This window comes from Catenovulum adriaticum, assembly GCF_026725475.1.
GTDB lineage: Bacteria > Pseudomonadota > Gammaproteobacteria > Enterobacterales > Alteromonadaceae > Catenovulum > Catenovulum adriaticum.
In genome coordinates, this window is the sequence record NZ_CP109965.1 from 595,451 (window position 1) to 622,143 (window position 26,693).

At 38.8% G+C, this 26,693-nt stretch carries 20 protein-coding genes; 9 read left to right on the top strand and 11 right to left on the bottom strand.

What is annotated here, in order from left to right; genetic code table 11:
- Positions 1–106 precede the first annotated feature (106 nt).
- The 3 genes from OLW01_RS02595 to OLW01_RS02605 all read left to right on the top strand — a co-directional run bounded on the left by OLW01_RS02595 (position 107) and on the right by OLW01_RS02605 (position 5,643).
- Positions 107–1,654, top strand: a complete 1,548-nt coding sequence (locus OLW01_RS02595) for a hypothetical protein (protein ID WP_268075071.1) — start codon at positions 107–109, stop codon at positions 1,652–1,654.
- A 227-nt stretch (positions 1,655–1,881) separates the two neighbouring features.
- Complete coding sequence (locus tag OLW01_RS02600; RefSeq protein ID WP_268075072.1) at positions 1,882–2,277, top strand: c-type cytochrome; 396 nt, start codon at positions 1,882–1,884, stop codon at positions 2,275–2,277.
- Between the two features lie 714 nt (positions 2,278–2,991).
- Positions 2,992–5,643 (top strand): sensor domain-containing phosphodiesterase, encoded by a 2,652-nt coding sequence (locus tag OLW01_RS02605; RefSeq protein WP_268075073.1) that lies wholly within the window; start codon positions 2,992–2,994, stop codon positions 5,641–5,643.
- Here OLW01_RS02605 and rep read toward each other — a convergent pair.
- Positions 5,610–7,619 carry a DNA helicase Rep gene (gene rep / locus OLW01_RS02610; protein WP_268075074.1) on the bottom strand — a complete coding sequence of 670 codons (2,010 nt, stop codon included), beginning with the start codon at positions 7,617–7,619 and terminating at the stop codon, positions 5,610–5,612. The genes OLW01_RS02605 and rep overlap by 34 nt on opposite strands.
- A 149-nt stretch (positions 7,620–7,768) precedes the next feature.
- Between rep and rpiA the strand changes: the two genes are divergently transcribed.
- Positions 7,769–8,422: a ribose-5-phosphate isomerase RpiA gene (gene rpiA, locus OLW01_RS02615; RefSeq protein WP_268075075.1), complete on the top strand. Its 654-nt coding sequence runs from the start codon at positions 7,769–7,771 to the stop codon at positions 8,420–8,422.
- A gap of 81 nt (positions 8,423–8,503) precedes the next feature.
- The gene (serA, locus tag OLW01_RS02620; RefSeq protein WP_268075076.1) at positions 8,504–9,739 is read left to right on the top strand and encodes a phosphoglycerate dehydrogenase; all 1,236 of its coding nucleotides are present in this window, start codon (positions 8,504–8,506) and stop codon (positions 9,737–9,739) included.
- Between the two features lie 201 nt (positions 9,740–9,940).
- Here serA and OLW01_RS02625 read toward each other — a convergent pair whose 3' ends face one another.
- From OLW01_RS02625 to folE2, 10 genes are all read right to left on the bottom strand, one after another.
- Positions 9,941–10,828 carry a tetratricopeptide repeat protein gene (locus OLW01_RS02625; protein WP_268075077.1) on the bottom strand — a complete coding sequence of 296 codons (888 nt, stop codon included), beginning with the start codon at positions 10,826–10,828 and terminating at the stop codon, positions 9,941–9,943.
- 120 nt (positions 10,829–10,948) lie between these two features.
- A complete protein-coding gene (locus OLW01_RS02630; protein ID WP_268075078.1) occupies positions 10,949–11,992 on the bottom strand; it encodes a protein-glutamate methylesterase/protein-glutamine glutaminase in 1,044 nt (347 codons plus the stop codon).
- 60 nt (positions 11,993–12,052) lie between these two features.
- Complete coding sequence (cheD, locus tag OLW01_RS02635; RefSeq protein ID WP_268075079.1) at positions 12,053–12,679, bottom strand: chemoreceptor glutamine deamidase CheD; 627 nt, start codon at positions 12,677–12,679, stop codon at positions 12,053–12,055.
- Positions 12,673–13,485: a CheR family methyltransferase gene (locus tag OLW01_RS02640; RefSeq protein WP_268075080.1), complete on the bottom strand. Its 813-nt coding sequence runs from the start codon at positions 13,483–13,485 to the stop codon at positions 12,673–12,675. The genes cheD and OLW01_RS02640 overlap by 7 nt, the downstream gene beginning before the upstream one ends.
- Positions 13,486–13,587: 102 nt before the next feature.
- Entirely contained in the window at positions 13,588–14,565 is a 978-nt protein-coding gene (gene dusA / locus OLW01_RS02645) for a tRNA dihydrouridine(20/20a) synthase DusA (protein ID WP_268075081.1), read from the bottom strand.
- Positions 14,566–14,638: 73 nt separating this feature from the next.
- The gene (locus OLW01_RS02650) at positions 14,639–15,541 is read right to left on the bottom strand and encodes a LysR family transcriptional regulator (protein WP_268075082.1); all 903 of its coding nucleotides are present in this window, start codon (positions 15,539–15,541) and stop codon (positions 14,639–14,641) included.
- A gap of 315 nt (positions 15,542–15,856) precedes the next feature.
- Entirely contained in the window at positions 15,857–16,441 is a 585-nt protein-coding gene (locus tag OLW01_RS02655; protein ID WP_268075083.1) for a 5-formyltetrahydrofolate cyclo-ligase, read from the bottom strand.
- A 122-nt stretch (positions 16,442–16,563) separates the two neighbouring features.
- Positions 16,564–17,979 carry an FAD-dependent oxidoreductase gene (locus OLW01_RS02660; RefSeq protein ID WP_268075084.1) on the bottom strand — a complete coding sequence of 472 codons (1,416 nt, stop codon included), beginning with the start codon at positions 17,977–17,979 and terminating at the stop codon, positions 16,564–16,566.
- A 10-nt stretch (positions 17,980–17,989) separates the two neighbouring features.
- Positions 17,990–22,456 carry a glutamate synthase large subunit gene (gltB, locus tag OLW01_RS02665; RefSeq protein ID WP_268075085.1) on the bottom strand — a complete coding sequence of 1,489 codons (4,467 nt, stop codon included), beginning with the start codon at positions 22,454–22,456 and terminating at the stop codon, positions 17,990–17,992.
- 352 nt (positions 22,457–22,808) lie between these two features.
- Positions 22,809–23,738 carry a GTP cyclohydrolase FolE2 gene (gene folE2 / locus OLW01_RS02670; RefSeq protein WP_268075086.1) on the bottom strand — a complete coding sequence of 310 codons (930 nt, stop codon included), beginning with the start codon at positions 23,736–23,738 and terminating at the stop codon, positions 22,809–22,811.
- A gap of 1,049 nt (positions 23,739–24,787) precedes the next feature.
- On the opposite strand from folE2, the gene rpsJ reads away from it, so the two are divergent.
- Genes rpsJ through rplW form a run of 4 tightly spaced genes read left to right on the top strand, consistent with a single transcriptional unit; the run spans position 24,788 to position 26,692 of the window.
- On the top strand, positions 24,788–25,099 hold the full coding sequence (gene rpsJ / locus OLW01_RS02675; protein ID WP_268075087.1) for a 30S ribosomal protein S10: 312 nt from the start codon (positions 24,788–24,790) through the stop codon (positions 25,097–25,099).
- Between the two features lie 30 nt (positions 25,100–25,129).
- Positions 25,130–25,768: a 50S ribosomal protein L3 gene (gene rplC, locus OLW01_RS02680; protein WP_268075088.1), complete on the top strand. Its 639-nt coding sequence runs from the start codon at positions 25,130–25,132 to the stop codon at positions 25,766–25,768.
- Positions 25,769–25,784: 16 nt separating this feature from the next.
- Positions 25,785–26,390, top strand: coding sequence for a 50S ribosomal protein L4 (gene rplD / locus OLW01_RS02685; protein WP_268076140.1), 606 nt, complete (start codon positions 25,785–25,787; stop codon positions 26,388–26,390).
- The gene (rplW, locus tag OLW01_RS02690; RefSeq protein WP_268075089.1) at positions 26,387–26,692 is read left to right on the top strand and encodes a 50S ribosomal protein L23; all 306 of its coding nucleotides are present in this window, start codon (positions 26,387–26,389) and stop codon (positions 26,690–26,692) included. The genes rplD and rplW overlap by 4 nt, the downstream gene beginning before the upstream one ends.
- Position 26,693 lies beyond the last annotated feature (1 nt).

Genomic DNA, 26,693 nt, shown 5'->3' on the forward strand with positions numbered 1-26,693 from the left:
TTATTTTGGCTCAACTAAAGTCAGAATAAGCGCTTTATTTTTAGAGTTATCAACCTAAAAACAAAGTTAAATGAATTAATTTAAGAGCGTAACTAAAGGGGTGCTCATGAGCATTAAAAAAATTGGATTGTCTGCATTGGTAATGGGCTCAACGCTGATCGCAGGCTGTGGTAGTGATTCAGGTGATTCATCAAACACTTATTTAACGTATTATAACTTATCTCCAAATAAAGCCTCTGTGTTGTTATATGATGATGACACTTTAATTTCGGTTGTGGGTTATGAATCAACTTCTTCTCTTAAGACACTTGAATCAGGCACCAATAAGATTGAATTGAAAGTTGAGGTAAGTGAAGATCTTAATGAAACTTTATATGAAGAAGATATTAATTTAGGTAAAGATAAATTTAATTATCTTATCTCGTTCAATGACCTAGGCGAGGATTCAGCAGACAATCTACCTGTTTTATTTAGGTTTGATAACAAAAGTGGCGATATCGACGAAGAAACGTTCGAATTTAACTTAATGCACTTAGCACCTGAAATAAGTAGTCTTCATGGTGAAATCACAGTCGAGTTTGTGAGTACAGAAGACTATGCTGCAGCTGTTAACGATGGGAACGACGATGATAATGATTACACCGTTTTAGAAAGCTTTAATGTTAATTTTAAAGAGAGCAAAACGCTCACCATTGATGATGACGCTGAGAAATATTACGTTATTTTGAAAGATTCAGAAGGTACTCAAATACTACGTTCAGCTAGTATCGCGTTTGGTGAAAGCCAGTACTTTTTTGCATTAAAAGACTCAAAATTGAACGATACACTCATACCTTCATTAGCTCGTATATATAATTCAACTGGTGCAACATTAGAGTTCCGTGATACCTCATTGGAATCTTATTTCCGTATTTACAATAGCGCTGATGCTTTAGGTGAAGTAAGCTTAAAACTAAATGGTGAAGCACTAACAGATGACGAAGGTAATGAGTATGTTCAGAATGTAGCTCCTGATACTTTAAGCTTATTTGGAACACTTGAACCTGAGAATGTTGGTACTTACAATGTTACATTGCAGCACGACGACTGTTCAGAGGCTGAAGATGCACCGCTAGCAGACAAGTGTAGCAGTTCGCCGTATTCATTTAGAAACGGTGAAGATAAGACCATTGTTTATTACCGTGGTGAGCCAAATGATGATCGCCAAACAGAATTAGAAAACATTGCATTTTCAAATACAAATAGAGCCATTACCGATAATCACCAAGTTACTTTTGTTAACTTATTAAATAACCAAGGTGATGATGCGGTTGATTTTTATTTTGTGAAAAAAGGTGAATTTATTGACAATAGTGCTTATAGCTTAATTCAACGTGAGCTAGGCGATATTAATCGCTTTGTCATTCCATCAGGTACTTATGATATTTATTTAACTTATGATAATGAAAACGATGTACCTGTTACCTTGGCGAGTGAATTTAATGTAGAGTTTGGTTCAGATGAAGGTGACCAATTAGGTGACTGGATTATTTTTGCAGAACCTGCGAATGATCAAGCTGATGGATCTGTCGATGTTTCCGTATCTGGGCGTGATGCTGTCTTAAATCGCGTACCTATGAATGATACTGCTGCTGAAGCATCTAAATCAGAATAATTAAATTTAGCTAATATTAAGCTCAAATTTAACAAGCCTGCTTTTAGCAGGCTTGTTGTTTTATAGCATTCAAACCTTATTTTAAAGAAATTTAGCTCAAGTAATCGATAAATCTCTTTAAAAACCCCTCTATTTTACCCCAAAATTTAGTTATAATCGGCGCAACTTAGTATCATCACTTTAATCTAAAAAATTATTTTATCCAAGCTCGGAGAATTCTTGTGGGTATGTTTAAACAATTGAATAAAACGGTTGCCGTGGCTGCATTATTTGTTGCGCCTTTAGTGCAAGCAAATGACATGAGCGTTGACGCAATCAAAGACAGAATTAAGCCGATAGGCTCTGTGCATGTTGCGGGTGCTCAAGCCGCAGGCAGTTCTGGTGGCGCTCGTTCAGGTGAAGATGTATATAATGCAAGTTGTACAGCTTGTCATGGTGTAGGCGTTTTAGGTGCACCTAAGCCAAACTCAGATGACTGGACACCAAGATTAGAAAAAGGCATGGATACTTTATTAAAACATGCTATCGAAGGTTTTAACTCAATGCCACCTAAAGGGACTTGTATGGATTGTAGCGACGACGAAATAAAAGCTGCAATTGAATACATGGTTGAAGGTGTATAGTACTTTTAGCTATAAATTTAAGATTAAAACGCCGCTTAATTAAGCGGCGTTTTTGTTATATCTGGCAATGTAATTAACCTTAACTCAGGTTAATGAATATGTTTCAAACGGCCTTTTTCCACGGCGACTGCGATAAACTCCCTGCATACAGTCCCATGAATGGGGGAGGTAGAGCGACGTTGGAACCAAAGCCGAGGTTAGCCATTGATGCGTGAATTTGCCTTGTCCAGGCAAAGATTTTCGTTAGAAACTGTGCAGAGCGGTAAGGTCAAATAATTCAATTCGTTAGAATATACCTTAACCCGAATTCAGGTTAATTTATTCTTGAGCATTTTTACAAAACAAGCTCGTTTTAAATTTTCGCTTTTGGGTTTTTCACGATAAGAGGTATGATAAGCTGGTCAGACTTGAAACGGGCGTTTTAATTTAACGTGCAAGAATAGGCTGTTAAACGGAATAAATCTATATATTGCGACAGGTTTTACAAAAATATTTTTTTTATTTCGTTAAATTATTTGTATTACTGTCATTTTGCTATTTAAAAGTCTACAAATAAATAAAGCCTGATGTGCTTATGCTGAGATAAATATAAAACGATTCTATATGAATCTGGATCAGCTAAGGTAACGGAACATGTACCGACAGCATAGGTTCAAGTTAACTTATATTTATTTCAATTTTATGACCATTTTATTTTTGTAGTGAGTTAATCCATTGGCTGCTAAACAAAATTTTAGAAACCGACAACTAAAAAAATTACTGAGCTTAAAAAGAAAAGCTCAGGATGTTCATGCGTGCTTATTAGAGATTGCCGATTTAACTCGTTTTGCTAATAGCCCTGAAGATTTTTATTTTCAATTACACGAAATTATTGGCAGTGTTATTAAAGCGCCTAATTTGTATGTGGTATTTAAAAACTCAACGTCAAAAGAGTATGAGTTTTTATATTATGCTAGCCAGCAAAAGCCTACTTTTGAAATTCCTAAAATACCTACGAATGTTATTGAATTAGGGCTTACGGGCTATTTATTACGTACACAAAAACCTTTATTGTGCGATGCCCAAGGTTACCAAAACTTGCTGCAGCAAGGCGAAATTTTACAGCTGGGGCAGCCTGCGTATAGTTGGCTGGGGGTTCCTGTTCAATTGGTTTCTGGTGATACGGGTGCTTTAGTCATTCAAAGCTATGATCCCAACGTTGAGTTTACACAGCAAGACTTAGCAATTTTAGATATATTATCTGTCCATATTACCCATGCAATAGAGCGGCTTAAACAGCAAACACAACTTGAGCGTGAAATTTTAGCTCGTAGCAAAGCTTTACAGACCGCCAAAAAAACGCTTAAAAATGAAGTTAAAGATAAAACACAATATCAATATATGCAGCGTTTATTATTGACGTTAAATGAGTCGTTTGATTTTAGTTTGCCTATCGAAAGTTTACATCAGGCGATTACTGATGTAATTCAAAAAGTATTTAACCCTGATATGCAATACATTGCACAGCGGCAAGTTGATGGGCAATGGGGATTTTCCTTTGTCGATAATCAAAATATTAAAATGCTGGATGCTCATAATATTTTTATGCCTTTTAATGAGTATTTTAGCTTAGACCCTGTTCCTTTATTATTATCCCAAGTTGAAATTAACCGTTTAACTGAATTGGGCGCGCTGAATATTAACCAGCAGCAACAAAAGGAATTGAATAATTATACTTGGGTTGCTGCGCCTTTATATCGACCTACAAAATATGGTCAGCAGATAGAAGATTTAAGCTATAGTGAATCTTTATCTTGTATTTGTATGGTGCGAAAAGTCCAGGCGGGGATACCGGATAAGCAAGGCTACCAGCACCATGATGTCGAGCGGTTTCATTTTTTAGTATCTCAATGTAATTTGTTACTGCAAAAGTGGGATGCACAGCACGGGTTGCACCAAACTCATTTTGAACTTGAACGTATTATCGAAGAGCGAACTCAAGATTTAAATTCGGCTAATGTAAATTTGAATCAGCAAATAACCCAAAAAGAGCAGGCACAAGCTCAACTTTATCATGATGCAAATCATGACCATTTAACAGGTTTACCTAATCGACAATTATTTAATCGCAAGTTATTAAATGCTTTAGCGCAATTTCATGTAAATCCGTCAGCTGAATATGGCGTTTTATTTATAGATTTAGATCGTTTTAAAATAATAAATGATACTTTTGGCCACTTAGTCAGCGATCAGTTTTTAATTGAAGTGAGTCGAAGAATTAAAAGCTGTCTTAGTCAGCATGCAATACTGGCAAGGATGGGAGGCGATGAATTTGTCATTTTATTGCAATCGCAACAAGTTGTTAAAGTGGCTCAAAAAATAGCACAACAAATCTTAGATAATCTTAATACTTGTTTTAATATTGAAGGCCATGAAATTTTTGCAGGCTGCAGTATTGGCATTACTTCGTCGGAGCAAAACTATCAAAAACCAGCTGATATTTTACGTGATGCTGATACCGCTATGTATCGCGCTAAACATTTAGGAAAAGGTTGCTACGTATTATTTGATGAGAATTTACATGATACTTTAGTTGAGCAACTGGCGCTTGAATCCGCTTTAAGAATAGCGATTAAGCAAAAGCAATTTAATTTGGAATATCAGCCTATTGTTAATTTGTTGGCTAACGAAATAGTTGCACTTGAAATTCAAATTCATTGGCAACACCCTGAACAAGGCTTAATTCCAACCCGAAAATTTATTCAATTAGCTGAACAAACTGGCCTAATATATGACATAGATATGCTTTCGCTTGAGCAAGCGTGTGCGTATCTGCATGAACAACAGGCAACATCGTGCAATGCCTGCACTGTGATCTCGGTTAATTTAGATGCTTTATTTTTAGAAAATAAAACGTATTTAGAGCCACTATTTAACTACTTGCAGCATAGCGGACTTGATTTGCATTACCTCGTATTAGAGTTTAGTGAGACGTCTATTAAGCATATGGATCTGGCTATTCAATCTATTGATAAGTTGACTCAGTTAGGTGTTCGGGTTGCCATTGATCATTTTGGTGCTCGTTCTGGGTCTTTATCCTTGTTATTTGAAGCAAAAATTGATTTTGTTAAAATAGATAAAGGATTAATTCAAAACCTGCATTCTCAAATAGATAAGCAAAAATACGCCCAAACTATTCTAGCAATAGGGCAACAGCATAACATTATTATGATTGCAGATGGGGTTAATAGCGAACAAGCCTTATTAAATGCTCAGTCGATTGATTGTACATTTGCACAAGGCTCAGAAATAGTTGAACCTCAGCCCGTATCAAACATTCAACAGCAAGGGTCTTATTTTAGTAAATCACGCAAATTTGCAATGTGAGCCTGGCCTTTTTCTTTACGTACAGCTTCAGGCTCTTTTACTTTTTTTCGTTCCCATTTCAAATCATCCTGAGGTAGCTCATACAAAAATCGACTGGGTTCTGGTTTTATAATTTCGCCAAATTGACGGCGCTCTTTGGCTAAGGTAAATACTAATTCTCGTTGCGCTCGTGTTATGCCAACATAGGCTAGTCGCCGTTCTTCTTCAATATTGTCTTCGTCAATACTCGCTTGATGAGGCAACAAGCCTTCTTCTGCGCCCACTAAAAATACATAAGGAAACTCTAGTCCTTTAGATGCATGCAATGTCATCAGTTGAACTTGATCGGCATCATCATCGTCTTCACCTCGCTCCATCATATCGCGCAATGTGAGCCGGTTAACTGCTTCTTTTAGCGTTAGAGGTTCATCATCGTCATTTCCTTCCAACATACCGGTTAGCCAAGTAAATAGTTGACTTACATTTTTCATACGCATTTGGGCGGCTTTTCCGCTAGGGGAGGTTTCGTATAAATATTCTTCGTAACGAATACCTTTAATTAAATCTCTAAGCGCTGAAATAGCATCCCCGCGTTGAGCTCTGTCATCTAGTTCTACCATCCAGCGAGCAAACTGCTGAACGGTTTCTAGTTTTTTGCCAGTTAAATCTTCTGCTAATCCATTTTCAAAGCAAGTTTCAAATAAACTAAGGTGAGCTTGATTGGCAAAAGTACCAACTTTTTCAAGTGTCGCTGGGCCAATTTCACGTTTTGGTACATTCACAATACGCAAAAACGCGTTATCATCGTCAGGGTTAACGAGCAAACGTAAATAAGCCATAATATCTTTAATTTCTGCACGCGAGAAAAAAGAGGTGCCACCACTAATTTTGTATGGGATGCGGTTGGTCATTAAACTTTTTTCAAATACGCGTGATTGATGGTTTCCGCGATACAAAATAGCGTAATCTTTAAATTTACTTTTTCTCATGTATTTATGAGCAATTAATTCAGATACCACGCGCTCTGCTTCGTTTTCTTCGTCTTTAGCAATTAATACCCGAATTGGATCGCCATACGCCATTTCACTAAATAGAGATTTGTCGTATACATGAGGATTATTGGCAATCAAAATATTAGCTGCGTTTAATACACATTGAACTGAGCGGTAATTTTGCTCTAATTTAATAAGCTTTAACCGAGGAAAATCAGTTTGTAGTAATACTAAATTTTGAGGTTTAGCGCCACGCCAGCTATAAATTGATTGGTCATCATCTCCAACAACGGTAAATAACCCTCTGCTCCCAACTAATTGCTTAACCATTTCGTATTGGCTGGTATTGGTATCCTGATATTCATCAACTAACAAATAACGAATCTTCCGCTGCCAACGGTTTTTAGCTTCTTCATTATATTTTAATAGTAGCGTGGGTACTAAAATTAAGTCATCAAAATCAAAGGCGTTATAGGCTGTCATTTGCTTAGCATATTGTTGATAGCACTGAGCGAAAAATGTCTCTTGTTCATCTTTGGCTTTTTGGAGTGCTTGCGGAGGCAAAATTAAATCATTTTTCCATTGTGAAATTCGGTTTTGCAATTGATTTAGTAAGTCTTTGTCACCTTGCAGGCTTTTTTCAGTTAGATCTTTTAATAAAGCTTTACTGTCTTGATCATCAAACAAGCTAAAAGCGGGTTTAATGCCCAAAGTTTTATATTCTCTTTTAATAATATTTAAACCTAGGGTATGAAAAGTTGAAACCATTAAACCTCTACCTGCACCTTTAGGCAAAGTGGCTGTCGCGCGTTCGCGCATTTCTCTGGACGCTTTATTCGTAAAGGTCACAGCTGCAATTTGATTAGCTTTATAACCGCATCGGGTAATTAAGTGTGCGATTTTGTTGGTAATCACTCGGGTTTTGCCACTGCCTGCGCCAGCGAGTACTAAACAGGGACCTGTAACATAACTGACAGCATCGGATTGGGCGGGATTTAACTTCATTTAGAATACTCAGGCAGCAAAAAAACAGGCGCAGATTGTAGTCATTCTTGCAGGCTTAAGCAAAATTTATCGCAAATTAGCTTTATTGTTTCTCGCCACGCTTTTATTGGGTATAATATGCGCCTCTTGCCAGCAAGGAATATACGACAATGAACCAGAATGAAAAAAAACAAGCCGTCGCCCAAGCCGCAATCGAATATGTTAAAAAAGGCACTATTATTGGTGTCGGTACTGGTAGTACGACTAATTATTTTATTGATGCGTTGGCACCGATTGCCGATCTGCTTGAAGGCGCAGTTTCTAGTTCAGAAGCTTCGACTAAACGGTTGGAAGCATTAGGCATTACCGTTTTTGATTTAAATGAAGTGGCTTCACTTGATATTTATGTTGACGGTGCCGATGAAGTAAATCCACAAAAACATATGATTAAAGGCGGCGGGGCGGCATTAACACGCGAAAAAATCGTTTCAGCTGTGGCTAAACAATTTATTTGTATTGTAGATGAAAGCAAACAAGTTGAGGTAATGGGGGCATTCCCTTTACCTGTTGAAGTGATTCCGATGGCACGTAGCTATGTTGCTCGTGAAATTGTTAAGCTAGGCGGCGACCCTGTTTACCGACAGGGCGTTGTAACAGATAACGGAAATGTTATCCTAGACGTACATAATTTAAAAATTACCGATCCGATTGCTCTTGAAAATAAGTTAAATCAAATTGTTGGTGTAGTGACTAACGGTTTATTTGCCGAGCGAGGCGCTGATGTTTTATTGGTGGCGAGCGATAATGGCGTAAAAACTTATTGATAAAAAAGATGCAGTTTTTTTTTCAAACGATATAATTGCAGGCTCTCTTTAGACGTCTAGCAATCCAAACGGCCAAATGAAATGAGTAAATTCTCCCTAGCGAAAGATAAAATCAAAATCCTTCTGCTTGAAGGTGTACACCAAAGTGCAGTTCAAACCCTAAACAATGCGGGTTATACCAATATTGAGTATTTAAAAACGTCATTAGCTGAAGAAGAGCTAATTGAAAAAATTAAAGACGCTCACTTTGTTGGGTTGCGCTCACGTACGTTTTTAACTCGTAAAGTATTACAAAGTGCTGAAAAATTAATCGGTATTGGTTGCTTTTGTATTGGCACTAACCAAGTTGATTTGCAAGCAGCAAAAGAATTAGGTATTCCGGTATTTAACGCACCGTTTTCAAATACTCGAAGCGTTGCTGAGTTAGTTATTGGTGAGATTTTATTATTATTACGTCGCATCCCTGAAAAAAGTGCTCAAGCACATCAAGGTGTTTGGAATAAATCAGCAAACGGTTCTGTTGAAGCTCGTGGTAAAACGTTAGGTATTATTGGTTATGGCCACATAGGTACACAGTTAGGCATTTTAGCCGAAACTATTGGTATGAACGTTATTTTTTATGATATTGAAGATAAATTACCATTAGGAAACGCTAAGCAAGTTGCCGATTTAAATGAAATGCTAGCGCAAGCTGATGCGGTTTCTTTACACGTACCTGAAACAAAAAGCACACAAGATATGTTTGGGGCAGAACAATTTGCCGCAATGAAAAAAGGTGCAATGTTCATTAATGCATCTCGTGGTACGGTTGTTGATATTGAAGCTTTAGCTCAAGCGTTAACTGGCGAATCACCGCAAGTAGGCGGCGCCGCGATTGATGTATTCCCAGTTGAACCAAAATCAAATGCAGAAGAATTTGTATCGCCATTACGTGGTATTGGTAACGTAATTTTAAGCCCACACATTGGTGGCTCTACGTTAGAAGCTCAAGCTAATATTGGGATTGAAGTTGCGGGTAAATTAGCTAAATACAGTGACAATGGTTCAACTTTGTCTGCTGTTAATTTCCCTGAAGTATCTCTTCCTTCGCATGAAGGTCGTAGCCGTTTATTACATGTTCATCAAAATAAACCGGGTATTTTAACTAGCATTAACCAAGCGTTTGCAGATAAAGGTATCAATATCTCTGCGCAATATTTACAAACAACCGCAGATATTGGTTATGTGGTGTTGGAAGTTGATTCAGACGATAGCCAAGCTGCATTAGATCAGTTAAAGCAAATCGACGGTACTATTCGTGCGCGTGTTTTACTTTAACGAATAATTGAACTGTTTGTGAGATTTTAAAAGGCGCCTCAGGGCGCCTTTTGCTTACATGGAGGTAAGTACTTGGAATTTGTCGGGAACAAAATTCCGTGCTTACATGGAGGTAAGTACTTGGAATTTGTCGGGAACAAAATTCCGTGCTACATGCACGTAGGTTGGGCCGAGAGTAGCGAATCCCAACCCCTTTTAAAATTAATACAACAAACTATAAAGCTTACGGCGATATTGGGTTGCGACAGGGTCTCCTTTAGCCATAGTCGCTAAAATATCCATTAACATCTTTTTCACTTCACCATCTTCGGCATGTAAATCTTTAATTAAAATTGGCATTAATAATTCAAGCGCTTCTTCATTTTGTTGAGCTTGATGCAATTGAGCAGCCAGCTTCATACTGATATTAGCGTTACCAGGTTGTGCGACGAGTGATTCTCTTAATGCTTTAATTTCAGGGGATTCTGCAGCTTCTTTATTAAGTTCAAGCTTGGCGACTAAGCTGTGATAATAGTCATCTTGGTCGACCATTCCTACTTCCGCTAGTAGGCTTTCAGCATCATTGTTTTGTCCTAAATTTAATAATACGTCAATGAGTTGCTTTTTGGCATCGGCGCGATCAGGCGCTAGTTGATACGCTTCTTTTGCAGGTACTAACGCATCTTGATAATTATTCTCACTGAGCAGCTGAGCAACTTGCTGAATTAATTTATCTTCTGGTTTAGGCAAGTAGGGTGATAAAAACTCGATAATTTGTTCGTGGGTCTGCTCACCGGCAAAGCCGTTTAGCCCTTTACCATCTTTAAACAAAATTACAGTGGGTAAATTTTGTACGCCAAACTGCATAGCTAATTGTTGCATTTGCTGGTCATCACAATCGACAATAGCAAGATTTAGATCATTTACGTACTGGCCTGCAACTTTCACTAAGGTTTCAGATAAATTGATACTTTCGCCGCTGCGTTGAGTTGTAAAATTAATAACAATTAATTTCTCTTGGCTGGCGGTGATAATTTCGTGCTGAACATTTTCAGCTGTAATTTGGATAATGTTATTATTTGCTTGTTGATTTAAATTAAGGCTGTCCACGTTAATCCTATTTGTTCATCATTCGTATTCACGGGTTATTAGTAGAATATATTAACGAGAGGCAGGTTTAACAAGGTTTAACGCAAAAGAAATTATGAAAGTGAATTTCTTTTGGCCATCTTATTTAATTTTAGATATTGCTGTTTTCATCGCGATAGTTGGAATGTTTATTAAAGGTAATATCTTATGCGCAGCATTTAACTTCACAGCAGCTCCTGGCATTCCCCAAACAATACTACTGGCTTCATCTTGCGCAATCGTTTTGCAACCTGCTTGTTTCATTGCTAATAAGCCATTTGCGCCGTCTGTGCCCATGCCGGTCAAAATAATTCCGGTAGCTTTACCTCTCGCTTGTTCAGCCACGGAATTAAATAATTTATCAACAGCTGGTCTATGCCGGTTAACCAAAGGCGTTTTTTCAAGCTGGCAGATATAGCCGTGGTTTGTTTTTTTTATGATTAAATGTTCATCACCAGGTGCAATATAAACATGTCCAGCTTCTAATAATTGGCCGTGGCAAGCTTCATGAACTTTCATATTAGCGAGTGTATCCAGGCGCTTAGCGAATGAAGTTGAAAATATGGGAGGAATATGTTGGGTAATAACCACTGGACACATTTGAGCGGGAAATTGAGTGATAACTTCTTTAATCGCTTCAGTGCCGCCAGTTGAAGCTCCAATTGCAATGATATAATCTGGATTAAATTTTAGTTCGCTTAAATCTTTAGCTTGAGTTATTTGCGGCGCTTGCGTGGCTTTTTTTATTTTAGATTGAGCCGCCGTCCGTACCTTTTCAATTAAATCTTCAGCGTATAAATTAAATTCTGCCATTACATTCACTTTTGGCTTAGCAATATAGTCTAGCGCGCCTAATTCAAGGGCTTCTAGTGTCGCAGGGGCTCCGGCTTCAGTTAAGGTTGATACCATAATGACAGGCATTGGCCGTAGGCGCATTAAATTTTTTAAAAAAGTGATGCCATTCATTCTTGGCATTTCAATGTCTAGGGTCAGCACGTCGGGGTTTAGCGTTTTTATTTTCTCTCTTGCATCATATGGATCTTCAGCACTACCCACTACTTCAATGTCTTGTGTATTAGAGAGAATTTCTGTTAATAAACCTCTAATCAAAGGTGAGTCATCTATGACTAATACTTTTATGCTCATGGTGTGTTATCACTCATATTAGACGTTTTGATTTGTCATGTATAAAAATAGGCGCTAGGGTTAAAACAACTCAATATCGCTTTGAATCTCGTTTTCTTCAATATCATGCAAGTAAATTTGTTCTCGTTGACGAATTGTATCGTTGTGTATGCTGCGTAAGCGTTTCATTTTGGCGACTCCAGAATTCGGGTGAAACATGATTTTACGAGGCCAAGGGCCGCCTACATCGTGAGCAATAACAGGGATTTCTTCGGTTTGTAGATATTGACGGACAAAGTGGATATTGCTGGTGCCTACCTCTGACATCTTGGGCACTATTTTACCGCCACCAAATACTTTTGCTACTAAGTTACTCCTGTGTCCGCCATTTTTAGTGATTTCATTAATAAGAAATTCCATTGCCCAGTGGCCATAACGGCACGTATAACTGACATCAAGCTGCCAGCCATCGTTGCCATGATTATCGCGCTTTATTGGTAACATAAAGTGATTCATTCCACCGATACCGAGTTTTTCATCCCAAATGCAGGCAGAAATGCAGGAGCCTAAAACAGTTGAAATGAGTTCATTATTTTTACTGACATAGACTTCCCCTGGTAAAATTTTGGCTATAACGATATGGCGTCGTTTATCAGCAAAACGTTTGATGTGCTCAAAACCTTTAATACATGGCTGAATGTTTAGCACGACGACTCCTTTAGTTGATATATTGTGTGCCCCAATGGCGTAAAGTTAGACACTTCTCGGCTCATGGTTTCGGAATGGCCTAAAAATAAATAGCCTCCAGGTTTTAGCAAGTTAGCATATCGTCGAATTAGATTGTTTTTGGTTTCGTTATCAAAGTAAATAACCACATTGCGACAAAAAATAATATCGAATTTTCCTTTGATCGGCCATTTTTCAAGCAAATTAAGCCGTTTAAAGTGGATATGCTGGGCAATGCAGGGTTTTATCTTATATTGGTCTAGTTGCTTGTTATAAACAAAGTTAGTTCGTTTGACTGTCTCTGACAAACCTTCGAGTGATTGGATTGGGTATATGCCCGTAGTGGCTTTCGCCAATACGTTTGAATCTAAATCAGTAGCGAGGATTTTTAAATCCCAGGTTGATTTGGGAAACGCGTGGGCCATTGTTATCGCAATTGAGTATGGCTCTTCACCGCTGGAGCAACCTGCAGACCAAACTCTAATTCGATTAGTGTGTTTTGATTGAGCTAATAACTTAGGAATAACGGTTTGTTCGATAAAATCAAAGTGATGTTGCTCTCGGAAAAATGACGTTAAATTGGTGGTGATCGCATTGATGAAATGACTGAGCTCTTCACCATCTTGAATAGCCAAGAGCTCACAATATTGATCAAAATCACTAAGCTTAAGAACCCTTAAACGGCGCGATAAACGAGAGTAAACCATTTCTCGTTTATGTGGCCCTAATACGATCCCTGAAGATTTATAAACTAACTCTTTGATAACACTGAAATTGTTATCTGTCATCCTGAACTCACGGTTTTCCAATGGCTACCTGCTAACTTAATTTAGATTCCATTCTAGAATAGAAGTTTTTGCCTGTTTTACCAGTTTTTAACCGTGCAAAATCTAACGCATTATGTCTGCAGCGCGTTTTAACAACTCAGAGCCTTGAGGATATTGACGTGCATTTTCACTTAAAAAACGACGCCATAAGCGAGCTTTTGGTTGGCCGTTGAACAACCCAAGCATGTGGCGGGCGATATGCCAACTGGTCGCGCCTAGAGCTGTTTCTCGTTCCATGTACTCACACATAGCTTCAATAACATCAAAGCGAGTCATTTTGCTGGCTGGCTGCGCATAAACTTTTTCGTCAACTTGCTGCATAATAAAAGGGTTTTGATATACGCCACGACCAACCATAACGCCATCTATTTTGGTTAAATGCTGTTGCGTTTGTTCTAATGTTTGGATACCGCCATTAATACTAAAAGTGAGTTCAGGAAAGTCTTGTTTTAACTGGTAAACCCTTTGGTAATCTAAAGGAGGGACTTCGCGGTTTTGCTTTGGACTTAAACCTTTTAACCATGCTTTTCTTGCATGGACGATAAAGTGCTCACACCCAGAATTTTTAACCGTATTAACAAATTGCGTTAAAAATTCATAACTATCAAACTCATCAATTCCGATGCGAGATTTGACGGTAACAGGTAAATCACAAGCTTGCTGCATTGCTTTCAAGCAATCGCTAACCGTATCAGGTTCAGCCATCAGGCAAGCGCCAAATCGGCCATTTTGAACGCGATCAGATGGGCAACCAACGTTAATATTAATTTCATCATAACCATAGGTTTGTGCTTTAACAGCGGCTTTCGCCATATCGGCTGCATCGCTACCGCCTAGCTGTAAAACGACGGGATGCTCTGATTCATCAAATTGTAAATAGTCGCCTTTGCCATAAATTATTGCACCTGTTGTGACCATCTCTGTATATAAAACGGCTTTTTTTGACATAACTCGGTAAAAGTAACGGCAATGGCGATCTGTCCAGTCGAGCATGGGTGCCACAGAAAATTTGTGATCTATTGTATTTACAGCTGGATTCATAAATATATTTAAAGCCTAATCAATATGGTATTCATTTTAATGCGAGACCGCATTTTACCTTATTCTTGCTGGTTTACGCCAACGATTTGCGCAAATCCGTATTTTTAGCCAGTTCAATAAATGCTCTAATATGCTCGTTTAAATTGTCTTGTTTACGAACACCTAAATGAATTTTTTTATGGATGCCTGCTTTGCCTAGACGAACCGCTTTTATTGGATGTGTTTTAGCATACTCGTTCGCCAGCCATTGGGGTAGGGTAGTAACTCCACGGTTTGCTGAGACCATTTGTAAAATGATTTCAGTGGCTTCTAACGATTTGTGCTTTTTTGGCCGGCAATGAGCGGGTAATAAAAATTGTTGGTATATATCTAATCGTTCAATTTCGACAGGATAGGTATACAAAGTTTGATCAGATAATTGCTCGGGCATTAAATATTCAAAAGTGGCTAGTGGATTATTTGCACTCATTAATAATACTTGCTCATAAGCAAATACAGGTTCAAATAAAATTTGTTCTTTAAAGATAGGATCAGGCGTAACTAAAACATCTATATCGTGGTTAAATAAAGCTGCCATTCCACCAAATTGGAATTTTTGTTTAACGTCAATATCAACACCAGACCAATCTTGTAAAAACGGTTCAACCACTTTTAATAGCCATTGATAGCAAGGATGGCATTCCATACCTATATGTAAAGTGCCTTTTTCACTATCGGCATATTGTCTGAGCACTTCATCAATTCTTTCAAGCTGAGGCAATATACGCTTAGCTTCACTGAGTAAGTATTCGCCGGCTTGAGTCAAGCGAATGGCCCTGCCTTCTTTAACCCACAGTGGCGTACCTTTTTGATTTTCTAACTTTTTGATAGTGTGGCTTAAAGCCGACTGAGTCAAGTTTAAGCTATCAGCTGCTGCTGTTAGCGACCCTTGAAGCTCAACTTCTCTTAAAATTCGTAGATGGTTTCTTTCAATCATTTTATTATGAGTATTATTTGTGAATAATTAAAAATATACCATTTTTATTCATAGATTAAACGCTCTAGCATGATTTAATTTAATAAGCAGAGACAAATAATGGCATCAACTCTGAATTTAGGATGTTTAATACTGTTAGTGAAAATTAGCATTACCGGTTGTATAAAAGCATTTTGGAGAGGTGGGATTGTGATTGAGTAATACATAAACGTTGATTTAAACACTATGCTGTTAAAGCTGGTGCGGTAAAATTAGGTTACTGAATTAAAGTAACGCCTGCGCTTATTTGGGCACTTTAGGCACAGGCTCAATTTTTTATTTAACTTTAACTAGTTGAGTGGGAGTAATTATCATATCGAGTGGCACGTCCCAGCTTTCTGTCGGAAGGTTATCGACTTGTTGGCAGTCGTGCGCTAAACCAATTTTCTGTTGTTTAGGGTGTACATGTGCAAAACTTCGGTCGTAAAAACCACCCCCCATTCCCATTCTGTTTCCGTTACTATCAAAAGCAACCAGTGGCATAAATACATGAGTTAACTCAGCGGGTGGACAAATAAATTGAACGTCTAGCTGCGGTTCTGGGATGCCAAATTTATTATTAATGAGCGAAGTATCAGGATTATATTTTAAAAAAGCGAGATGGTTTCTTGCAAAAGGATGTAGCACGGGCAAAAACACCTGTGCATCTATTTTCCAAGCATGTTCAATAATGCCTTGTGGATTTAATTCGCCATCGTTTGCCAAATATAATGCAATTTTGTCGTTAGCTTGAATAAGTTGCTGTTCTTGTATTTGTTTGACAATGGATTGCTGCGCTAATGTTTGCTGTTTAGCTGTTAAAGCCTGTCGTTGCTGGCGAATGGTTTGGCGAATGGCTTGGCGTTTTAAGTTACTTTGCATAATTAGGCGTTATTTCTTTGGTTTTGTGGTTATGATAATAGACATAAATGTAGTAAATCAAAAATATTGGATACAAAAAAGCCGACGTTAAAGTCGGCTTTTTATGATTGATTTAGTCGTACTTATACTTCTAAATAATCTAAAATACCTTCGGCTGCTTTTCGGCCTTCATCAATTGCCGTTACAACCAAATCGGCACCGCGAACCATATCACCACCAGCGAAGATTTTTTCGTTAGAGGTTTGATATTTAAAAGTATCTTTAGGAGATGCTTTTACGCGATCCCATTGGTCTAACTCGACACCGTATTCCGCTAACCAAGGTGCTGGGTTTGGTTGGAAACCAAAAGCTATTACTACCGCATCGCAGTCAATAACATGCTCTGAACCTTCAACCTGTTCAGCACGGCGACGGCCGTTAGCATCAGGCTCACCCATTTGAGTTTTTATAAATTCAACTCCGACAGCTTTACCTGTATCGTCTACTTTGACGCCAATAGGCTGGATGTTGAATAAAAACTCTACGCCTTCTTCACGTGCATTTTGCACTTCACGACGTGAACCAGGCATGTTTGCTTCATCACGGCGATAAGCACAAGTTACACTGGTTGCTTCTTGTCTAATGGAAGTTCGCACACAGTCCATCGCGGTATCACCACCACCTAACACGATGACTTTTTTGCCTTTCATGTCGATGAATTCTTCAGGTGATTTTTCAAATCCAATTTGACGGTTTGTATTTGCGATTAAAAAAGGTAGCGCATCATATACACCATTAGCATCTTCGTTTTCGAATCCGCCTTTCATGTATTTGTATGTACCCATACCTAAAAATACTGAATCGTATTGGTCAATTAAATCTTGGAATTGAATGTCTTTACCAACTTCTGTGTTTAAAACAAATTCGATACCCATCTCTTCAAAGATTTGGCGACGTAATGTCATCACATCTTTTTCAAGTTTGAAGGCTGGAATACCAAAAGTTAACAAGCCACCGATTTCAGGGTATTTGTCAAAAACAACGGCTTTAACACCATTTCGAGCTAATACATCTGCGGCAGCTAAGCCTGCAGGACCCGCACCAACGATAGCCACTTTTTTATCAGTTTTAACTACGTCAGATAGGTCAGGGCGCCAGCCTTGTTTAAAAGCAGTATCAGTAATGTATTTCTCAATTGAACCAATAGTAACGGCACCAAACTCATCATTTAGGGTACAAGCACCTTCACATAATCTGTCCTGAGGACAAACTCGGCCACAAACTTCAGGCAAGCTGTTAGTTTTATGAGAAAGCTCTGCAGCTTCCCATATACGGCCTTGGTTGGCTAAATCTAACCATTGAGGAATATAGTTGTGAACAGGGCACTGCCATTCGCAGTATGGGTTACCACAATCTAAACAGCGATCTGCTTGGCCTGCGGTTTGTTCACCACTCATAGGTTCGTAGATTTCTACAAACTCAATTTTACGCGTTTCGATCGGCTTTTTTGGCGGATCGATACGCTCTACATCCATAAATTGATATACGTTTTTGCTCATCAGATTCTCCTTACTTGATCTCAACTCTTAGCTCATCAGAAGAACGACTGATGTGACCAAGTAAGTTATTTACGTCATTTGCTTTTGGTTTAACCAATTTGAATTTAGGCAAGTATGCATTAAAGTTTGCAAGCATTTCATGCGCTCTGTGGCTACCTGTTTCTTCAAAATGATGGTTAATTAACCCACGTAAGTGTTCAACTAGAATTGTTTTATCTGCAAAGTCAGCAGCTTCCACAAGTTCTTTGTTTAGTTTGCCTGTTAGGTCGTCGTTTTCGTCTAAAACGTAAGCAAAGCCGCCAGTCATACCTGCGCCAAAGTTTACCCCAACAGAACCTAAGATTACCATGATACCGCCTGTCATATATTCACATGCGTTATCGCCGGTACCTTCAACAATAGCCGTTGCACCAGAATTACGAACGCCAAAACGTTCACCTGCTCGGCCAGCTGCAAATAATTTACCGCCAGTGGCGCCATATAAACAAGTGTTACCAATAATCGCACTTTCGTGAGATTTAAAGCTGACACCTTTATGTGGACGAACAACTAGCTTACCGCCAGCCATACCTTTACCAACATAGTCATTTGCATCGCCGGTTAAAATTAAGTTTAAACCGCCAGCATTCCATACACCAAAACTTTGACCAATAGCGCCTGTTAAATTAATGGTAATAGGAGACAGATTCATGCCATTGTTGCCATGAAGTTTTGCAATTTCACCACTTAACAACGCACCTACCGAACGGTCTGTATTTTTAACCGAGTAGCGGAATAGGCCGCCTGATTTGTTGGCCACTGCCGATTGGCAATCTGCTAATATTTGTTTGTTTAACACACCTTCATCAAATGGTGGGTTTTTAGCTTCAGTACAGCGGCGAGCTGTTGCTGCAGATGGCACGTTATCTACTAATAATGGAGATAGGTCTAAACGCTGTTGTTTAACGGTTTCACCTTCTAAAACTTCTAATAGATCGGTGCGGCCAATTAAATCATCAAAACGTTTAATACCAAGCGATGCCATAATTTCACGGACTTCTTGAGCAACAAATTTGAAATAGTTTTCAGCCATTTCTGGTAAGCCGTGGAAATTATTTTCACGTAACTTCTCGTCTTGAGTTGCAACACCAGTCGCACAGTTATTTAAGTGGCAAATACGTAAATATTTACAACCTAACACAACCATAGGGCCTGTACCAAAACCAAAGCTTTCGGCACCTAATAATGCAGCTTTTACAACATCTAAACCAGTTTTCAATCCACCATCTGTCTGTAAACGAACTTTATGACGTAAGTTGTTTTCAACTAAAGCTTGTTGTGTCTCAGCTACGCCAAGCTCCCAAGGAGAACCAGCATATTTTACTGAAGTTAATGGACTGGCAGCCGTACCACCGTCATAACCTGAAACAGTAATTAAATCAGCATAAGCTTTGGCAACACCCGTTGCAATCGTACCCACACCAGGTTCTGATACGAGTTTAACTGAAATTAAAGCTGACGGGTTAACTTGTTTTAAGTCAAAAATTAACTGCGCTAAATCTTCAATTGAATAAATATCATGGTGCGGTGGAGGCGAAATTAAGGTTACACCCGGTACAGAGAAACGTAATGTCGCAATGTATGGATTTACTTTATCACCTGGTAACTGACCACCTTCACCCGGCTTAGCACCTTGGGCTACTTTAATTTGGATAATGCTTGCATTAACCAAATAATGTGGTGTTACACCAAAGCGACCCGAAGCAACTTGTTTGATTTTTGAATTTTTCAAAGTACCAAATCGTTTTGGATCTTCACCACCTTCGCCTGAATTCGAATTACCGCCTAAACGGTTCATCGCTATGGCTAATGCTTCGTGAGCTTCTGGGCTAAGTGCACCAATTGACATGGCCGCAGTATCAAAACGCGGGAATAAATTATCCGCTGGTTCAACATCGTTAATATCAATCGCCTGACCTGCTTTAATCGCTAACAAGTCACGGATTGTTGCAATAGGCCGTGTATTAACTAAGTTTGAAAAAACTTGGTAGTCGGTATATTCGCCAGACTGAACCGCTTTTTGTAAAGTGGTGACTACATCAGGGTTGTATGAATGATATTCTTCATCATGAACAAATTTTAACAAACCACCGTGAGTCATTTTTTTGCGTGGTAACCATGCAATGCGATCAAGGTTGATAATGTCTTGTTCAAAATCGCTGAAATTAGAACCTTGAATACGACTAGTGACACCACGGAAACATTGTTCCATTACTTCACTGTTGATACCAATTGCTTCAAACAATTGTGAACAACGGTAACTGGCAATAGTTGAGATACCCATTTTAGACATAATCTTAAATAAGCCTTTACCAATACCTTTACGATAGTTACTAATCGCTTTTTGTGGTTCAATCTCTAGAGATTTATTCTCAACTAATTGCTCAACTGTTTCGTAAGCTAAATACGGATATACCGCAGTAGCACCTAAACCAATTAAGACTGCAAAGTGGTGAGAATCACGTGCAGATGCAGTTTCAACAACGATATTACTGTCACAACGGATATTGGTATCTAATGACGCTTGTTGTAAAGCACCCACTGCCATTGGAGCTGGAATTGGCAACTTACCTTTTTCTATATCTTTATCTGATAAAATCAAGATAACTGCATTGCGCTCTTTAACTGCTGTAATTGCTTCATTGACCACACGCTCGATAGCTTGCGATAAATTTTCAGCTTTCGGGTCATAATTTAAGCTAAAAGTTTCAGATGCATAGTATTTATCATCTAATGCTTTTAATTGAGTCATATCTGTATTGGTTAATACAGGTGATTCGAACAAGACACGATGCGCGTGACCTGTTGTTTCACTAAATACGTTTTGCTCACGACCAATACAGGTTTGCAAACTCATTACATGGTTTTCACGTAACGGGTCAATTGGCGGGTTGGTAACCTGTGCAAACATCTGACGGAAATAATCGTACAATGTACGTTGCTTACGAGAAAGAACCGCCATAGGGGTATCGTCACCCATAGAGCCAACTGCTTCTTGTCCGTTTATAGACAATACTTTAACAACTTGGTCAATTTCTTCGTAGCTGTAATTAAATAGTTTGTGGTAAACCGCTAATTGCGCATCATCATAATTTCGATGACCGGCTTTACTGGTTTCACAAGCTTCGTATGGTGTTAAATGTTGGATGTGTTCATCTAACCAAGCACGGTACGGATGGCGATCTTTTAAGTCTTGATCGATTTCATTAGTTCGCCATAGCTGACCGCTTTGGGTATCAACCGCTAACATTTCGCCTGGACCAACACGACCTTTTTCGACAACTTCGTCTGGTGAGTATTCCCAAATACCAACTTCAGACGCTAATGTAATGAATCGGTTTGAGGTAATAACATAACGAGCAGGGCGTAAACCGTTACGGTCTAAGTTACAAGCTACATGTCGACCATTAGTTAATACGATACCTGCTGGACCATCCCAAGGTTCCATATGCATAGAGTTAAACTCATAAAATGATTTAAGCTCGGCTGACATATCTGGGTTGTTTTGCCAGGCAGGTGGCACTAATAAACGCATCGCACGGAATAAGTCCATACCGCCAGCTAATAATAGCTCAAGCATATTATCAAGTGACGATGAATCAGAACCTTCTGTGTTTACATAAGGTGCTGCGGTTTTCATATCCGGTAAAATTGGAGATGAGAATTTACTGGTACGTGCAGCGGCCCATTGACGGTTAGCCTTAATGGTATTAATTTCACCATTATGTGCTAAGAAACGGAAAGGCTGTGCTAATTTCCAACGTGGAGATGTGTTAGTTGAGAATCTTTGGTGGAATACACAAATAGCTGATTGCATACGAAGGTCAGCAAGATCTTCATAAAAAGAAGGCAAATCAGCCGGCATTACCAAGCCTTTAAATACGGTGACTAAACCAGATAAAGTGGCAATGTAAAAATCTGAATCATCAGTTACACGCTGCTCAATTCGACGACGAGCAACATATAAGCGTCGCTCTAAATCGACATCTTTCCAGCCGCTTGGTGCATTAACAAAAATTTGTTCAAATCTAGGTAATTGCGATGCTGCAATTTCACCCAAAATCTCAGGGTTGGTTGGCATTTCACGCCAGCCCACTACACTAAGAGTTTCTTTTTCAAGTTCCTCTTCTATAATACAGCGAGCAGATGCAGCTTTTGCTTCATCTTGATTTAGGAAAATGGTACCTACGCCATAGTTAGCCGCAAGCTTCCAGTTATTTTCTTCAGCGATTGCTCTAAAGAAAGTATCTGGCTTTTGCATAAGCAAGCCACAACCATCACCTGTTTTACCATCAGCAGCAATACCACCGCGATGTTTCATTCGATCTAACGCGCTAATCGCGGTACGAACCAATTTATGGCTCGCCTCGCCATCCATATGCGCAATTAGGCCAAAACCACAGTTATCTTTTGTTTGGCTAGCGTCATATAGTTTCATCAAAACCTCCGAGGCCCACGGCTTTTCCGCTGGCTAAATCGAGTTATATAGATATAACTCGATAGCTTAGGCTCAACCATGTAATTTTCATTCAGTAATATTTTCGACAGAACCTAATACAATAACTATTTATTATAAAAAGGTCAATCTCAGACTTGTGCCGTTCTTGCCAATAATTTAATAAATAAAACTAGGAAGAACTGCCTATTAATGCCTAACTTCGGCAAATGTGTTGCTAATATTAGCTTTCTTGCTGTTAACTTGATTTTTCCATTTTATCCTTATCTTTTCTTTATAGTGATATGAATAAATAATCTTAGTGAATATTTATTCTATACTAGTGTATAAATATTTAATAAGGAAGGTATCCGTTCTCGATACCTTTAGTTGAAACACTAACAGCATCATGAGCGTGAAGTGATTCAAAATGATTCACTCGAACCCAGAAATCTGTGTAAGCTTCAATTGAGTTTAAGGCGTGCTTTAAACGGCGTCCTGCATCTTCGCAAAACATTAAGTTTTGCCCGTTCAAGCGTGCAAATTCTTGTTCGTCAGCGCGTTTAACCGCAGCTTGTACAGGTGTCTGTAATGCACCTTCAACAAGATTAACTAAATCAGTAATTGGAAATTCTTCAATGGTAGCGCCCAATTTAACTTTCACTTCAGCAGTGCTGCGTTGGCTGTGAGGCGTAGCAACGATACCTTCTGTTGTACCTAACCACTGATGAACTTGTTTACTGTCTACCAGACCATTGTTGTCAAACTTTTCTTCAAATGCCTTTTGAATCAGTTGTCTGGCCAGAGCCGCAGAGCAAGGGCAAGTTGATGAATAAGGGACATCAATTTTCATTTCAATATGCGTTTGATTATCACGAACACAACCTGTAATGGTAATTGGATAGGCTTTCCAGCCTTGTTTACCGCTGATAAGTGATTTACGACGCATATGGTAATCAAAGCTAAATTTGATAAATGCTTTATCGCTAAGCTCTTCATGGCTTTCTATAAAATCAGCTAATAGCTTAGTTAAAGATGTTTTGGTCAAGCTACCATCTGTTGAAAGCTGATCTAAAAGCAAATATAGCCTAGACATATGAATACCTTTGGCTTTAGCTTGGATTAAATTTACAAAGGCTTCGACTTTTGCGCTAACCGGGCGCATAGCCTCTCCCTTGGCTTCAATCATCAAAGGCACTTCAATTTCACTCATTCCAACCCAATCTAAAACACCTTCAGTTTGTGCTGAGGATTGGTTGGCTACGTCAGGCATAGAAGTTGGCATTTATTCTCCAAATTAACTTGAGTTACGAACCCGTTTGAAAAAAAGGGCGCACTTTATACCACAAAATTGCGTATTTTGATTCGATTTTTTTTCAAAGTTACGCGAAGTGGCTTTATATCGGCTATTCTACCATCGCTCTGAGTATCCTAAAACCTATGTTTTATAGTGATTTATTGTGCGTATCAAAATTAGCAATAATTCAACATAAGATTAAAATAAATGATTAATTTTTAGCTTCTATGAGCCTGTACGCTACATTTTGGGGAGTAGGTTATTTAATCATTAACAAAATAGAGTAAGTTTTCGCTTTGTTACCGAACGATATTAAGATGAAATCCATGTTCTATCTCTGCAGATACGTTGACAAAAAAACACGGTATTAAGTACATAATTAGTAGTGCTTTAGTACCGGTCGTTATGTTATATAGCTATATAGCAACCTAATCTTAAGTGCTTAAATTTAAGCCGTTATTGCACAGTTTTATGTGTAAGTCGCGCTGTGTTCACCAATGGTAAAATAGTAAGAAGCGCTAATAGCTAATACTAGTAATAAATGAAAGGTAAATAATTTAATAATCAAATAGACGCATGTTCACGTACACCTTTTAGATAAAAGCTATAAAGATTAAATTGGTAAAAACGAAAGCATAAAAGCATAGAAAACATAATAGTATTTGATACTTTTAGCAGTAGGTAAGCAGTAGGTAAGCAGTAGGTAAAGTGTGGCAAACGGGAATCCCAGTTTAAAAACAATTATTTCTTTATTAAAGATCCCGTATTAATTTTGCCTGATCGGGAATCAATAGTTGCATTCGCTTTATTTGTTTGTATAATACGCGACCACTGCTTATAGAGTTAGAATTTTTAAGACATTAAGCGGCACGTTATTATATTAGCTTAATGATACATTTTTTTAGTATCGCCATAATAATGTGATTACAACGACTCCAATTGAGAGTCAACACTACATCGAACTCACCCACTTACCTTAAGAGGTACGGTAGGGCGGGTTTAATTTATTTCGTTCTTTATTTACTGGAGCTTGGTCAATGCCAAATCAAAGAATTCGCATTCGATTGAAAGCATTCGATCATCGTCTGATTGACCAATCAACGATGGAAATTGTTGAAACAGCTAAGCGTACCGGCGCACAAGTGCGTGGTCCGATTCCTTTGCCTACTCGCAAAGAGAAATTCACTGTTTTAGTCTCACCTCATGTTAACAAAGATGCACGTGATCAGTACGAACTTCGTACTCATAAGCGTATGCTAGATATTGTTGAGCCAACTGAAAAAACAGTTGATGCATTGATGAGATTAGACTTGGCTGCAGGCGTTGATGTTCAAATCAGCCTTGGCTAACCAGCAATTTGAAAGTAAGAGGTTATTAACATGGCTATTGGTTTAGTCGGACGTAAAGTTGGTATGACTCGCATCTTCACTGAAGATGGCGCTTCTGTACCAGTTACGGTTATCGAAGTTGAAGCCAACCGTGTCACTCAGGTTAAAACTGTCGAAACTGACGGTTACCGTGCACTTCAGGTTACCACCGGTACTAAAAAAGCAAATCGCGTAAACAAACCTTCAGCAGGTCACTTTGCTAAAGCAAATGTAGAAGCTGGTCGTGGTTTATGGGAATTTCGCTTAGGTGATAACGAAGGCGAGGGCATTGAAGTTGGTGCTGAAATCAAAGTTGACGTCTTAACTGATGTTAACAAAGTAGATGTTACTGGTACGTCAAAAGGTAAAGGTTTCGCGGGTACAATTAAACGCTGGAACTTTAGCCGTCAAGGCGAAACACACGGTAACTCAATTTCTCACCGAGCACCGGGTTCAATTGGTCAAAACCAATCACCTGGTAAAGTTTTCAAAGGTAAGAAAATGAGTGGTCATATGGGTGCTGAGCGTGTAACGACTCAAAACCTTGAAGTGGTACGCATCGACGCTGAACGTAACTTAGTATTAGTTAAAGGTGCCATCCCAGGCGCGACTAATAGTGACGTTGTTGTTAAACCGGCTGTTAAAGCATAGTCAAAGGAGACAGATGATGGAATTAGCATTAAAAGACGCATCTGGCGCGCTTACAGTTTCTGAAGCGACCTTTGGACTTGAGTTTAACGAATCACTCGTTCACCAAGTAGTTGTTGCTTACGCAGCAGCTTCGCGTCAAGGTACACGTAAGCAAAAAACTCGTGCTGAGGTGACTGGTTCTACTAAGAAACCATTCCGCCAAAAAGGTACAGGTCGTGCTCGTGCTGGTACTGTAAAAAGCCCAATTTGGCGTTCAGGTGGTGTGACTTTCGCAGCTCGCCCACAAGATCACAGCCAAAAGGTAAACCGTAAAATGTACCGCGGTGCAATCCGTAGCATTTTATCTGAATTGATCCGTCAAGATCGTTTAGTGGTAGTTGAACAGTTCTCTGTTGAAACACCTAAAACTAAAGCACTTGCGGCTAAGTTAAACGAATTAGAATTGAAAGATGTTTTAATCGTAACTGAAGAGATTGAAGAGAATTTATTCTTAGCGGCTCGTAACTTAGTTAAAGTGGACGTTCGTGACATTCAAGGTATCGATCCAGTTAGCTTGATCGGTTTTGAAAAAGTATTAATAACTGCTGGTGCGGTTAAGAAGCTTGAGGAGACGTTAGCATGATCAGTCAAGAACGTTGTCTAAAAGTTATTTTAGGTCCACACATCTCTGAAAAAGCAACAGTGACAGCTGAAAACCAAAATACAATTGTATTTAAGGTATTGAATGATGCGACTAAAGCTGAAATCAAAGCAGCTGTTGAACTACTTTTCGAAGACGTGAAAGTTGATAGCGTACGAACATTAAACGTGAAAGGTAAAACTAAACGTTTTGGTGCTCGTTTCGGTCGCCGTAGCGATTGGAAAAAAGCTTATGTCACGTTAGCCGAAGGCAGTGAATTAGATTTCATTGGCGGCGCTGAGTAAC